The organism is Kineococcus mangrovi (assembly GCF_041320705.1).
Taxonomy (GTDB): domain Bacteria; phylum Actinomycetota; class Actinomycetes; order Actinomycetales; family Kineococcaceae; genus Kineococcus; species Kineococcus mangrovi.
The window spans coordinates 395348-408316 of the sequence record NZ_JBGGTQ010000001.1 but is presented as its reverse complement, the minus strand read 5'-3'; the positions used below and the strand labels follow the sequence as shown (position 1 = coordinate 408316).

The 12969-nt window shown below is 74.0% G+C and carries 10 protein-coding genes; 7 read left to right on the top strand and 3 right to left on the bottom strand.

The window, feature by feature from the left end; all coding sequences use genetic code 11:
• Positions 1–80 precede the first annotated feature (80 nt).
• The 6 genes from AB2L28_RS01895 (at position 81) to AB2L28_RS01870 (ending at position 7130) form a co-directional block, all read left to right on the top strand.
• Positions 81–1208, top strand: coding sequence for an acyltransferase family protein (locus tag AB2L28_RS01895; protein WP_370717017.1), 1128 nt, complete (start codon positions 81–83; stop codon positions 1206–1208).
• A gap of 10 nt (positions 1209–1218) precedes the next feature.
• On the top strand, positions 1219–3033 hold the full coding sequence (gene metG / locus AB2L28_RS01890) for a methionine--tRNA ligase (RefSeq protein ID WP_370717016.1): 1815 nt from the start codon (positions 1219–1221) through the stop codon (positions 3031–3033).
• Complete coding sequence (locus AB2L28_RS01885) at positions 3030–3875, top strand: TatD family hydrolase (protein ID WP_370717015.1); 846 nt, start codon at positions 3030–3032, stop codon at positions 3873–3875. Before metG ends, AB2L28_RS01885 begins: the two co-directional genes overlap by 4 nt.
• Before the next feature lie 271 nt (positions 3876–4146).
• Positions 4147–5313, top strand: coding sequence for a resuscitation-promoting factor (locus tag AB2L28_RS01880; RefSeq protein WP_370717014.1), 1167 nt, complete (start codon positions 4147–4149; stop codon positions 5311–5313).
• Complete coding sequence (gene rsmA, locus AB2L28_RS01875; protein ID WP_370717013.1) at positions 5286–6158, top strand: 16S rRNA (adenine(1518)-N(6)/adenine(1519)-N(6))-dimethyltransferase RsmA; 873 nt, start codon at positions 5286–5288, stop codon at positions 6156–6158. The genes AB2L28_RS01880 and rsmA overlap by 28 nt, the downstream gene beginning before the upstream one ends.
• A 24-nt stretch (positions 6159–6182) precedes the next feature.
• Positions 6183–7130, top strand: a complete 948-nt coding sequence (locus AB2L28_RS01870) for a 4-(cytidine 5'-diphospho)-2-C-methyl-D-erythritol kinase (protein ID WP_370717012.1) — start codon at positions 6183–6185, stop codon at positions 7128–7130.
• Here the strand turns inward: AB2L28_RS01870 and AB2L28_RS01865 are convergent.
• The 3 genes from AB2L28_RS01865 to AB2L28_RS01855 form a co-directional block, all read right to left on the bottom strand.
• Complete coding sequence (locus AB2L28_RS01865; RefSeq protein WP_370717011.1) at positions 7124–8734, bottom strand: methyl-accepting chemotaxis protein; 1611 nt, start codon at positions 8732–8734, stop codon at positions 7124–7126. The two genes, AB2L28_RS01870 and AB2L28_RS01865, sit on opposite strands and share 7 nt — an antisense overlap.
• A gap of 159 nt (positions 8735–8893) precedes the next feature.
• Complete coding sequence (locus tag AB2L28_RS01860; RefSeq protein WP_370717010.1) at positions 8894–9199, bottom strand: hypothetical protein; 306 nt, start codon at positions 9197–9199, stop codon at positions 8894–8896.
• 148 nt (positions 9200–9347) lie between these two features.
• The gene (locus AB2L28_RS01855) at positions 9348–11132 is read right to left on the bottom strand and encodes an ABC-F family ATP-binding cassette domain-containing protein (RefSeq protein ID WP_370717009.1); all 1785 of its coding nucleotides are present in this window, start codon (positions 11130–11132) and stop codon (positions 9348–9350) included.
• 354 nt (positions 11133–11486) lie between these two features.
• Between AB2L28_RS01855 and AB2L28_RS01850 the strand changes: the two genes are divergently transcribed.
• Positions 11487–12959 carry a sugar transferase gene (locus AB2L28_RS01850; RefSeq protein WP_370717265.1) on the top strand — a complete coding sequence of 491 codons (1473 nt, stop codon included), beginning with the start codon at positions 11487–11489 and terminating at the stop codon, positions 12957–12959.
• Positions 12960–12969: the final 10 nt, after the last annotated feature.

Sequence of the window (12969 nt, the reverse complement as noted above, 5' to 3'; positions counted from 1 at the left end):
CCACCAGCGGCCCGCGAGAGCTTCCGCGCGCGCCGGGGCACCGCTACGGTGTGCCCCAGCAACTTTCGGGAGGGGGCTTCGTGGCGGACGACGTCGTCGCGGCGCGGGTGGCGCCGGCGGGTGCCGCAGCGGTGCCCACGCGGGTCGGGACCCGCGCCGCCTGGCCGGACGCCGCCAAGGCGGCCTGCATCCTGCTGGTCGTCCTGGGGCACGTCGCCTACCTCCTGCTCGACCTCGGGCAGGTGCCCTGGGCCGCCGGCGCCCCACCGGTCTGGAACGACCTCGACGTGTTCCTGCGCCCGCTGCGGATGCCGCTGTTCTTCGCCATCTCCGGCCTGTTCGCCGCCGCCGCCCTCGACCGCCCCTGGCGGGTCACGCTGCGTCCACGCGTGGGGCAGAACCTGTACCTGCACGTGCTGTGGCTGCTCGTCGGGTTCGTCGTCTCGGCGGCCGTCGCCGTCCCCACCTTCATGGCCCCCCGGGCCCTGCGCGAGGTGCCGGCGGCGACGGCCACCGCCTCCACCGGCCTGTGGTACCTCTACGCGCTCGCCGTCTACTTCCTGCTCGCCCGGCTGACGCGCACCTGGCCCGCGGGGCTGCCGGTCGCCCTGGCCGCCGCCGCGGCGGTCGTCTCGTTCTGCGGCGTCCTGCCGGGCGCCGGGGACACCCACTCGGTCGTGGAGAACCTGGTCTGGTTCCTCGCCGGTGCCCGCTTCCCGCGAGCGGTGCGCGCCCTGGCCTCCCGGGAACGCCCGCTGCTCGTCGTGGGCCTGGGGGCCGTGCTGGTCGCCGTCCTGGTCGCCGCCCGCCTCGCCCACCCCGACGTCGTGCTCGCGGCCCTCCTCGAACTGCCCACCCGCGCCGCGGCGGTCGTCGTCGGTGTCTGCCTCGCGGTCCTGCTGACCCGGCGGCTGCCCCGCCTCAGCGCGCCGCTGCTGCGACTGGGCCGGCGCACGCTGCCGGTCTACGTGCTCCACGGCGTCGTCCTGCTCCTGGTGCAGCGGCCGCTGGCCGCGGTGACCGGTCCGCTGGTCGGCCGGTTGCCGCACCCGGCGCTCGCGGTCGTCGTCGTCCTCTACCCGCTGCTCGTCACCGCGGGCACCGTCTGGTCGTGCCTGGCCGCGCAGACCCTGGCCGGCCGGATCGGCGCCGGCTGGCTGTTCGCCCTGCCCGGCGGGGGCCGGTCCCGGGTGCGAGCGGCCCCCTAGACTCGCCGGCATGACCCACGTCCTGTCCGCGGTGGCCTGGCCCTACGCCAACGGCCCCCGCCACATCGGCCACGTCGCCGGCTTCGGCGTCCCCTCCGACGTGTTCAGCCGGTACATGCGGATGGCGGGTCACGACGTCCTCATGGTCTCCGGCACCGACGAGCACGGGACGCCGATCCTCGTCCAGGCCGAGCAGGAGGGGCTGAGCCCGCAGGGGCTGGCCGACCGGTACAACCGCGTCATCGCCGAGGACCTGCAGGGCCTGGGGTTGTCCTACGACCTGTTCACCCGGACCACCACGGCGAACCACCACGCCGTCGTGCAGGAGATGTTCCGCACCGTCCACCGCAACGGGTACATGGTCGCGCGCAAGGGGATGGGCGCCATCTCCCCGTCCACCGGACGCACCCTGCCCGACCGCTACGTCGAGGGCACCTGCCCGATCTGCGGCTACGACGGCGCCCGCGGCGACCAGTGCGACAACTGCGGCAACCAGCTCGACCCCATCGAGCTGAAGAACCCCCGGTCCCGCATCAACGGCGAGACGCCGGTGTTCGTGGAGACCGAGCACTTCTACCTCGACCTGCCCGCCGTGGCCGACGCGCTCGGGTCCTGGCTGCAGGCGCGGGGCGAGACGGGGCGGTGGCGGCCGAACGTCCTGAACTTCTCGAAGAACCTGCTGGAGGACATGAAGCCGCGCGCCATGACGCGCGACATCGACTGGGGCATCCCCGTCCCGCTCGCGGGCTGGGAGGAGAACCCGGCCAAGCGGCTGTACGTGTGGTTCGACGCCGTCATCGGGTACCTGTCGGCCTCGGTCGAGTGGGCCCGCCGCTCCGGCGACGACGACGCCTGGCGCGCGTGGTGGACCGACCCGTCCGCGGAGTCGTACTACTTCATGGGCAAGGACAACATCACGTTCCACTCCCAGATCTGGCCCGCCGAGCTGCTCGCCTACGACGGTCGGGGCGCCAGGGGTGGCGCGCCCGGGACCTTCGGGAACCTCAACCTGCCCACCGAGGTCGTGGCGAGCGAGTTCCTCACGATGGAGGGCAAGCAGTTCTCCTCCAGCCGCGGGGTCGTCATCTACGTGCGCGACGTCCTCGCGCGCTACCAGCCGGACGCTCTGCGCTACTTCATCTCCGCGGCCGGCCCGGAGAACAACGACTCCGACTTCACCTGGCAGGAGTTCGCCACCCGCGCCACGAGCGAACTGGTCGCGGGCTGGGGGAACCTGGTGAACCGGACGGCCTCGCTCATCGCCAAGAACGTCGGCGAGATCCCGGCCGCAGGGGAGCTGACCGATGCCGACCGGGCGCTGCTCGACACGACCCGCGCGGGGTTCGGTGCGGTCGGGGACCTCATCGAGCACCACCGGCAGCGCGCCGGGCTCGGCGAGGCGATGCGGGTGGTCGGCGAGGTCAACAGGTACCTCACCGAGCAGGAACCCTGGAAGATCAAGAACTCCGACCCCGACCGCATGAGGACCGTGCTGCACGTGACGGCGCAGGCCGTCTCGGACTGCCGGACGCTGCTGTCGCCCTACCTGCCGCACTCGGCGCAGAAGGTCCACGAGGCGTTCGGCGGGACGGGGACGGTGTCGCCGCTGCCGGAGTTGCGGGAGGTCACCGACCTCGACGACGGCAGGCCGTACCCGATCCTCACCGGGGACTACCGGCGCGGTGGGGGTGACGGTGCCACCCTGTCGGCGTGGGGGTCGAGCCCGGTCGTGCCGGGGACGCCCGTCGCGGCGCCGACGCCGATCTTCACCAAGCTCGACGTCGCCGCTGTCGTCGAGGAGGAACTGGGGCGTCTGCGGCAGTGACCCAGGGACAGGTCGGTGGGCGCCGTGGTGAGCGGCCGCCCGCACCGGAGCCGCTCGCCGTCCCGGTCGTCGACAACCACACGCACCTCGACTCCGAGACCGAGGAGGACGTCGAGGCGCTGCTGGCGGCGGCCGCGGCGGCGGGCGTCCCGCGCAGCGTGCAGATCGGCTGCGACCTGCCCGCCGCGCGGTGGACGGTCGCGGCCCTGGACCGGTACCCGCAGCTGCTCGGCGGCGTCGCGCTGCACCCCAACGAGGTGCCGGACCTCGTGGCGGCGGGGGAGTACGAGGGCGCCCTGGCCGAGATCGCGCAGCTCGCCCGGCACCCGCGCGTGCGGGTGGTGGGCGAGAGCGGGCTGGACCACTTCCGCACCCCGCCGGAGCAGTGGCACCTGCAGGAGGAGTCCTTCCGCGCGCACATCGCCCTGGCCAAGGAGCTGGACCTCGCGCTGCAGATCCACGACCGGGACGCCCACGAGGACGTCCTGCGCGTGCTGGCCGAGGAGGGGGCCCCGGAGCGGACCGTCTTCCACTGCTTCTCCGGTGACGCCGCCATGGCCCGCGTCTGCGCGGACGCGGGCTACCACCTGTCCTTCGCCGGCACCGTGACGTTCAAGAACGCCGGGGACCTGCGCGAGGCGCTGCGCCTCACCCCGCGGGACCGGGTCATGGTCGAGACCGACGCGCCGTACCTGACCCCCGTGCCCCACCGCGGTCGGCCCAACGCCGGGTACCTCGTGCCGCTCACCGTGCGCGCGATGGCGGACGTGCTCGGGGCCGACCTGGACGAGCTGTGCGCGACGATCGCTGCGACGACGGAGCGCGTCTACGGTCCGTGGTGATGCCTGGGTGACCTTCGTCACGGCCCGTGCGGGTCGTCGTCACCCGATCGGTGCAACGGGTGCAGATCCACCCGGGTGGTACGTCGCCCACCGTGCCCGGAGGTGTTCAGGGATCACGGTGGTTTGTCGAAGGGGTCTCGGAGCGGTTACGGTCCGCTCCAGTCGGCCGGATCGAGGTGCCCGGACCACACGCCGCACCCGGGGACGGGGGTCCCTCCGAGTGCGCTCGCGTCCAGACCTCGTGCCCGGGCACATCGTCGAAGGACCTCTCGTGCCGTTCCCCCTCGTCTCCGCCGCCCGCTCCACGTCCCGCACGGTCCGGCTCGTCGCGGGCGGCACCTGCCTCGCGGCCGTGGTCGGCGGGACGGTCGCCTTCACCGCGCTCGACAAGGACGTCGTCATCGACGCCGACGGGCAGCGCACCCAGGCCAGCGCCTTCGGCGGCACCGTCGGCGACGTCCTCGCCGAGGAGGGCATCACCGTCGGTGAGCACGACATCGTGGCCCCCGCCGCGGGGACCGCGCTGGAGGACGGGCAGACGATCGTCGTCCGCTACGGCCGCCAGCTCACCCTCACCGTCGACGGCGAGACCAAGACGTACTGGACGACGGCGCAGACCGTCGACGCGGCCCTGGCCGACCTCGACGTCCGTGCCGACGGCGCCAAGCTGTCCGCCTCCCGCTCCGAACCGCTCGGCCGGCAGGGCCTCGCGCTCGACGTCACCACGCCCAAGGCCGTGACCCTCGTGGCCGACGGCCGGACGCGCCAGCTCACGAGCACCGCGGCCGACGTCGACGCCCTGCTCACCGAGGCCGGCGTCACGATGCGCCCGGGCGACGAGATGTCCGCCGCGGGTGCGGACCGGCTCACCGCCGGCACGACCGTCACCGTCGTGCGCGTGGACCGCTCCACCAGCACCGAGACCGTGGCCATCCCGCACGGCAGCCGCACCGAGCGGACCGACCAGCTCTTCGCGGGTGAGAAGAAGGTCCTCACGGCCGGCGTCGACGGGTCCAAGACCGTCACGTACGCCGACCTCTTCCGCGACGGCGTCCGCGACGAGCACACCGCCACCGGCGAGGTCGTCGACCGCGCGCCCGTCGAGGAGGTCGTCCAGGTCGGGACGAAGGCCAAGCCCGCGCCGGCGCCCGCGCCCGCGCGTGCGTCCAGCGGTGGTGGCGGCGGGTCCGTCGGCGGTGGCGTCGACTCCCTGGACTGGGCCGCCCTGGCCCGCTGCGAGTCCGGCGGGAACCCCTCGGTCGTCTCGGCCAGCGGCAAGTACCACGGCCTGTACCAGTTCTCCGTGCAGACGTGGCGCGCGGTCGGCGGCAGCGGCCTGCCGAGCCAGGCGTCGGCCTCCGAGCAGACCTACCGCGCCAAGCTGCTGTACCAGCGCTCCGGTGCCGGACAATGGCCCGTGTGCGGCAAGAACCTCTGACCAGTTCCCTCCTGTCGGCCCGCGACGTCCGGGAGCTGGCCGACAGGCTCGGCGTCCGGCCGACGAAGACCCTCGGCCAGAACTTCGTCGTCGACGCCAACACGGTGCGCCGCATCGTCCGGGTCGCCGACCTCAGCGCCACCGACGTGGTGGTCGAGGTCGGCCCCGGGCTCGGCTCGCTGACCCTGGCGCTGCTGGAGGTGGCCGACCGGGTCGTCGCGGTCGAGATCGACCCGGTGCTCGCCGCCGAGCTGCCGGCGACCGTCCGCGACCGGGCGCGACCGGGCACCTCGTTCGACGTCGTGCTCGCCGACGCGGTGCAGGTGCAGGAGCTGCCCGGTCCCGCCCCCACGGCGCTCGTCGCCAACCTGCCGTACAACGTCGCCGTCCCCGTCCTGCTGACCGTGCTGCAGCGGTTCGACTCGCTCCGGCACGGCGTCGTCATGGTGCAGTCCGAGGTGGCCGACCGGCTCGTGGCCGGACCGGGCAGCCGCACCTACGGCGTGCCCAGCGTCAAGACGGCCTGGTACGCCGACGCCCGCCGCGCGGGCTCCGTCCCGCCGCCGGTCTTCTGGCCCGTCCCGCGCGTGGACTCCGGCCTCGTCGTCTTCACCCGCCGTCCCACACCCCCCACGGACGCCACGCGGGAGCAGGTCTTCGCGGTCGTCGACGCCGCCTTCGCGCAGCGGCGCAAGACGTTGCGGGCGGCCCTGGCCACGTGGGCCGGGTCCCCGGCCCGGTCCGAGGAGCTGCTGCGCGCCGCGGGCGTCGACCCGCAGGCGCGGGGGGAGCAGCTCACCGTCGCCGACTTCGCCCGGATCGCCGAGGCGGGCGCCGTCGCCTGACCCGACGGCCTAGGGTCGGTCCTCGTGTCCGACCACCGCCCCGCCGTCACCGCGCGAGCCCCCGCCAAGGTCAACCTGCTGCTGCAGGTGGGCCCCGTCCGCGACGACGGGTTCCACGACCTCGTGACCGTGTTCCAGGCGGTGTCCGTGCACGAGGACGTCACGGCCACCCCCGCGGCGGACTGGGGCCTGACCGTGGAGGCGGCCGGTGGCGCCGACGTGTCCGGCGTCCCCCTGGACGGCTCGAACCTCGCCCTGCGGGCGGCCCGGCTGCTCGCCGAGCGGGCCGGGGTGGACGAGCCCGTCCACCTGCACGTGCGCAAGGAGGTCCCCGTCGCCGGGGGCATGGCCGGTGGGTCCGCGGACGCCGCGGCGGCCCTCGTGGCCTGCGACGCGCTCTGGCAGCTGCGGACCGGTCTGGACGGACTGGCCACCCTCGGCGCCGAGCTCGGTTCCGACGTCCCCTTCGGCCTGCACGGGCGCACCGCCGTGGGCACCGGGCGCGGGGAGCAGCTCGTGCCCGTCCTGACCCGAGGGTCCTTCCACTGGGTGTTCGTCCTGGACCCCGCCGGGCTGTCCACGCCCCGCGTCTTCGCCGAGTGCGACCGCCGGCGCGGCCCGGGGTGGGGCCCGCCGCCCGCCGACGTGCGGCTGGAGGCCGTGGAGGCCGCCCTGCGCGGCGGTGACGCCGAAGCCCTGGCCGCGGCGCTGTCCAACGACCTCGCCGAGGCCGCGTGCGCCCTGGCCCCGCAGCTGACGCGCACGCTCGCCGCGGGCCGGGCGGCGGGGGCGCTGGCCGCCGTCGTCTCGGGGTCCGGGCCGACCGTGGCGCTGCTGACCGCCTCGGCCGCCTCCGCGCAGGACGTGGTCGCCGAGCTGGTCCCCGTGGTGGGGCAGGGGCGGCTGCGCACCGCCTCCGGGCCCGTGCCGGGCGCTCGCGTCCTGGAAGCGCTCGCGCCGGGCGGTCAGTAGCGGAAGCGGTCCACCAGCGTCTTCAGCTCACCGGACATCCGGGCCAGCTCCTCGGCGTTCTGCCGGGACTGCGCCACCCCGTCGGTGGTCGTGCGCACCGAGGTCGCGACGCCGCTGATGGTCGACGCGATCTCCCCCACGCCGCCGGCCGCCTCGGTCACCGAACGCGACATCTCGTTCGTCGTCGCGGTCTGCTCCTCCACCGCCGAGGCGATGGTGGTCTGGAAGTCGCTGATCCGGGCGATCGTCTGCGAGATGCTGCCGATCGCCGCCACGGCCCCGGCCGTGTCGGCCTGGATGGCCTCCACCCGCCGGGCGATGTCGTCGGTGGCCCGAGCGGTCTCCTGCGCCAGCTCCTTGACCTCCCCGGCGACCACCGCGAAGCCCTTGCCCGACTCGCCCGCCCGCGCGGCCTCGATGGTGGCGTTCAACGCCAGCAGGTTCGTCTGCTCGGCGATCGAGGTGATCGCCTTGACCACGTCGCTGATCTCGCGGCTGGAGGTCCCCAGCCGGGTCATCGTCGCGGTCGTCGACTCCGCCTCGGCGACGGCCTGGGCGGCGACGGCAGCGGCCTCGGCGGCGTTGGAGGCGATCTCCCGGATGCTGAGCTCCATCTCCCCCCCACCGGCCGCGGCGGTCTGCACGCTCGTGGCGACGTCGCTGGCGGCGGTGGTCACCACCGCCGCCTGCGCGGCGGTCTCGTCGGCGGAGCGCGAGATGGCCACCGACGTCGAGGACAGCTCGCCGGCGGCGCGGGACAGCTCGTGCGAGCTCTGCCCGACCCCCCGCAGCGTCTGGCGCAGCGCAGCCAGCGCATCGTGCAGCGCCGAGGCCATCTGCCCGACCTCGTCACGGCTGCTCACCGCCGGGTCCTGGGTCAGGTCACCCTCGCGCAGCGCGCCCAGGACGCGCCCGACCTCCCGCACCGACCCGGTGATGCCGCGAGCGACCAGGATCCCCACCCCCAGGGAGCCCAGGGCGCCGGCCAGGGCGATGAGCAGCACCAGGAGCCGGCCCTGGGCGTAGGCGTCCTGCGTCGCGGTCAAGGCGGCGTCGGCACCGCCGGCGCTGGCGTCCTGCAGCGCGGCCAGGCTCTCCTGCACGGCCTCCCACGCCGGGACCACGTCCGAGACGTAGTAGGCGCCGGCACCGGGGGTGTCACCGCTGGTGGCCAGTCGCACGAGCTGGTCCTGAGCGGACTTCCACGCCGTCCACCGCCCGCTCAAGGTCGCCAGCTCAGGCTGCTGCGCCCGGGGGGCCTGCGCCTGCACGGCCTGGAGCAGGGCGTCGACGGCGGCGACGTCATCGGTGTAGGCCTTGGTGAACGTGGGGTCCTGGTCCAGACCCGGCACCCACGCGATCAGCGTGGCGTCGAAACGGGCCTGCGAGCTGAGCTGCTGGAACTTCCCCGCGCTCTGCAACGCCTCACCCGCCGCGTGCAGGGCCACGGCGTGATCGCGTTCGGCGGCCAGCTCGTGCACTGCGATGCCGGCGACGGTGCCCGTGGCGACCAACCCCACCAGCACCGAGGAAGCGATCCGGACCGCCACCGGACGATCGGTGAAACGGCGTCGGGCGGTGACGGGGGCGGTGGAGTGGCTCACCGGTACTCCATCGACCCCTCGGGCAGGACCCTTGAGCACGACGTCCCCCAGCGTGCAGGAGCCGCTCCACCGCGGTGGCCGCGCAGGTCGCGCCACGGCCCGGTGCCGCCGGTCCAGGTCGTTGCGGCACCGGGCAGGGCGCGGGGCGGGACGGTCACCTCAGAACGGCGCGGGCAGAGCCCCCGTCATGGAGCCGCCGTCGGGGAGCAGGGCGACCAGGGCGATGCCGCCCAGGACGTTCAGGGCCAGCGCGATCGCGGAGACCGTGATGCCCGCCGTGGTGCGGGCCGGGCTGATCTGACCGCGCTTGGCCTGACCACGGGCCACCAGCCCCAGGACCAGGCCGACGACCGCGCAGATCCCGACGAGGAAACCCACCGCCCCCAGGACGACGCTGGCGGTGGCGAGGCCGCTGGCTCCCTGCTGGACCTGGGTGTGCGGCTGAGCGGGGTACTGCGCGGACATGACGGCCTCCCGAGGCGGTCGAGCTGTGATCTTGGACGATCGGACATCGCTGCGGCGACCCGGAACGTTCCACCTCTGATGACCCCCTTTCGGGGGCCACGGCGGCCGACCCGACGGGGGAGCAGGACCCCGTCCAGACGGTCGGCGCTCAGGCGACGAGCTCGGACAGCTCCAGCCAGCGCTCCTCCAGGGTGACCACCTCGGCCTCCATCTCCTTGAGCCTGCCGTCCAGCTCCATCGTCCCGGCGTAGTCGGAGGGGTCGGCGGTGGCCATCTGCTCGTGCAGCGTGGCGATCTGGCCGCTCAGCTTCTCCAGGCGCCGCTCGGCGGAGGTCATCTCCTTCTGCGCCGCCCGCAGCTCGGCGCCGCTGAGGCCGGTCTGCGGCTCGGGAGCCGGGGCCGGGCGCGAACCGGCCGTCGCGGCGCCCACCCCGTCCTCGCGCAGCCGCAGGTACTCCTCGAACCCGCCCGGCAGGTGCCGCAGCCGGCCGCCGAGGACGGCGTACTGCTGGTCGGTGACGCGGTCGACGAAGTACCGGTCGTGGGAGACCACGATCAGCGTCCCGGGCCAGGTGTCGAGGACGTCCTCCATCGCGGCGAGCATGTCGACGTCCAGGTCGTTGGTCGGCTCGTCGAGGACGAGGACGTTCGGCTCGGACAGCAGCACCAGCAGCAGGTGCAGCCGGCGGGCCTGACCACCGGACAGCTCCCCGACGCGCGCGGACAGGTGCTCGCGGGCGAACCCCAGCCGCTCCAGCAGCTGGGCCGGGGTCATGTCCTTGCCGTCGACGTGGAACGTCGTCCGCGTCCGGGCGAGGACCTCGCGGACCCGGTCGCCGGCGATCTCGGCGAGCTCGCGGAACTGCTGGTCCAGGATGCCGACGCGCACGGTCGAGCCGGTCTTGACCCGCCCCGTCGTCGGCCGGCGCAGGCCCGCGACCAGGGACAGCAGCGTGGACTTCCCCGAGCCGTTGGCGCCGAGGATCCCGGTCCGCTCGCCCGGGGCGATGCGCCACTCCACGTCCTGCAGGACCTGACGGTCCCCGAACGAGACCGACACGTCGAGCAGGTCGACGACGTCCTTGCCGAGGCGGGCCGTGGCCAGCCGCGACAGCTCGACGCGGTCGCGCGGCGGGGGGACGTCGGCGATCAGCTCGTTGGCCGCGTCGATGCGGAACTTCGGCTTCGAGGTGCGGGCGGGGGCGCCGCGGCGCAGCCAGGCCAGCTCCTTCTTCATGAGGTTCTGCCGCTTGGCCTCGGCCGAGGCGGCCTGCCGGTCGCGTTCGACGCGCTGCAGGACGTAGGCCGCGTACCCGCCCTCGAACGGTTCGACGAGACGGTCGTGGACCTCCCACGTCGTCGTGCACACCTCGTCGAGGAACCAGCGGTCGTGGGTGACGACGAGCAGGGCGCCGTCGTTCGGGGCCCACCGGGTCCTCAGGTGCCCGGCCAGCCAGGCGATGCCCTCGACGTCGAGGTGGTTGGTGGGCTCGTCCAGGAGCAGCACGTCCCAGTCGCCGACGAGGACGGAGGCCAGGGCCACCCGGCGGCGCTGCCCGCCCGAGAGGTCACCCACGCGGGCGTCCCAGGCGATGTCGGCGACGAGGCCGGCGATGACGTCGCGGACCTTCGGGTCGCCGGCCCAGACGTGCTCCTCGACGTCCCCGACGACGCTGTGGCCCACGGTGGCCCGCGGGTCCAGCCCGTCGGCCTGGTCCAGGACGCCCACGCGGACCCCGCCGCGGCGGGTCACCCGTCCGGCGTCAGGGGTCTGGCGACCCGACAGCAGGCCGAGGAGGCTGGACTTGCCGTCGCCGTTGCGGCCCACGACGCCGATGCGGTCGCCCTCGTCGACGCCGAGGGTGAGGGAGTCGAAGACGACGCGGGTGGGGTGTTCGAGACGGAGCGCTTCGCCGCCGAGCAGGTGTGCCACTCGTCCAGCCTAGGTGCTTGAACGGTCCGATCACTCTATGTGATCTTCGGTGAGCATTGCGTCGAACGGGTGACTCCATCCGGGGCATTCCTGCAGGACGACCATCACGGACGCTGTCACCCCTTGCGTCGTTCGGGTGGCCTTCCCCTACTGTGTGCCACGCACCGCTGGTCCCGTGGGGGCGGAGACACCGCGGTGTCGCCGCCGGTGACCGGTGGGCGACGCACCAGTCCAGGGGGGACTTTGAGCATCAGCGACGTGCCCGGGGCCAGGACGGCTCCGGGGGAGATCGACGACCAGTTGCTCGGCACCTCACCCGCGGACGAGACCGCGGACGCCGTCCGTCGCGAACGTCTGCTCGTCCCGCGCCAGCGCGGCAGCCTCCGCTTCGCCGAGCGCACCCCGGCGTGGCAGCGCACCTACGTCCAGAAGATCGTCGCCACCGACGCCCTGTCCGCCGCGCTCGCGGCCTTCGTGGGTTTCTTCGCCCGCTTCAACGACTCGCCCGCCGACCTGTCGCTGACCTCCGGGCGCGCCGTCGTCGCCTGCGCCGTCCTGCTGCCCGTCTTCTGGGTCGTGGCCATGGGGGCCCTGCGGACCTACGAGCCGCGCTTCCTGGGGGTCGGTTCGGAGGAGTTCCACCGCGTCCTGACCGCCGGGCTCGCGGTGGTGGCCCTCGTCGGGACCAGCTCCTGGGCCTTCGGCCTGGAGATCGCCCGCGGCTACGTCGTGGTCGCCTTCCCGATCGCCATCCTCCTGACCCTCATCGGGCGCTACGCGCTGCGCCAGCAGCTGCACGCCCGCCGCACCCGCGGCGAGGCCGGTCAGAGCGTCGTCGCCGTCGGCCACCGCGCCGCCGTCGCGGGCATGGCCCGCCAGCTGCACCGCGCCAGCTACCACGGCATGCGCATCGTGGGGGCCTGCGTCCCCGGCGGCCGCGGCAGCACCGAGGACGACGCCGAGCTGCGCGCCCTCGGCATCCCGGTCATCGGCAGCCTCGACGACGTCCGGCACGCCGTGACCAGCGTCGACGCCGACGTCGTGGCCGTCACCGCCTGCCCCGAGCTGGACGGACCCGGCCTGCGCCGGCTCGGCTGGGAGCTGGAGGCCACCCGTGCCGACCTCGTCGTCGCCCCGGCCCTGACCGAGGTCATCGGCCCGCGCGTGGCGATCCGCCCCGTCTGCGGCCTGCCGCTGCTGCACGTCGAGCGGCCCGAGCTCGAAGGCGTCCGCCGGCTGGCCAAGACCACCGTCGACCGCGTCAGCGCCGGCCTGGCCCTGGTGGTCCTCAGCCCGCTGCTCCTCGCCCTGGCGCTCGCCATCAAGCTGGACAGCCGGGGCCCGGTCTTCTTCCAGCAGCAGCGCGTCGGCAAGGACGGCAAGACCTTCCCGATGATGAAGTTCCGCTCGATGGTCACCGACGCGGAGAAGCTGCTCATCGACCTGCGCGAGTCCACCGACGGCAACGGCGTGCTGTTCAAGATGAAGGTCGACCCGCGCATCACGCGGATCGGCCGCGTCCTGCGCCGCTACTCGATCGACGAGCTGCCCCAGCTCATCAACGTCGTCCGCGGCGAGATGTCGCTGGTCGGTCCGCGGCCGCCCCTGCAGAAGGAGGTCGACGAGTACGGCTACGACATGCGCCGCCGCCTCCTGGTCAAGCCCGGCCTGACGGGGCTGTGGCAGATCAACGGCCGCAGCGACCTCGACTGGGACGAGTCGGTCCGTCTCGACGTCCGCTACGTCGAGAACTGGTCCTTCACGTTCGACTTCATGATCCTCTGGAAGACCGCCGGGGCCGTGCTGCGCGGCCGCGGAGCGTACTGAGGGCTCCGCA

Bases quoted from the DNA above. Each gene is read 5' to 3' on its own strand.
- rsmA (WP_370717013.1), top strand. From the start codon at position 5,286: ATGGCCCGTGTGCGGCAAGAACCTCTGACCAGTTCCCTCCTGTCGGCC.
- metG (WP_370717016.1), top strand. From the start codon at position 1,219: ATGACCCACGTCCTGTCCGCGGTGGCCTGGCCCTACGCCAACGGCCCC.
- AB2L28_RS01860 (WP_370717010.1), bottom strand. From the start codon at position 9,199: ATGTCCGCGCAGTACCCCGCTCAGCCGCACACCCAGGTCCAGCAGGGA.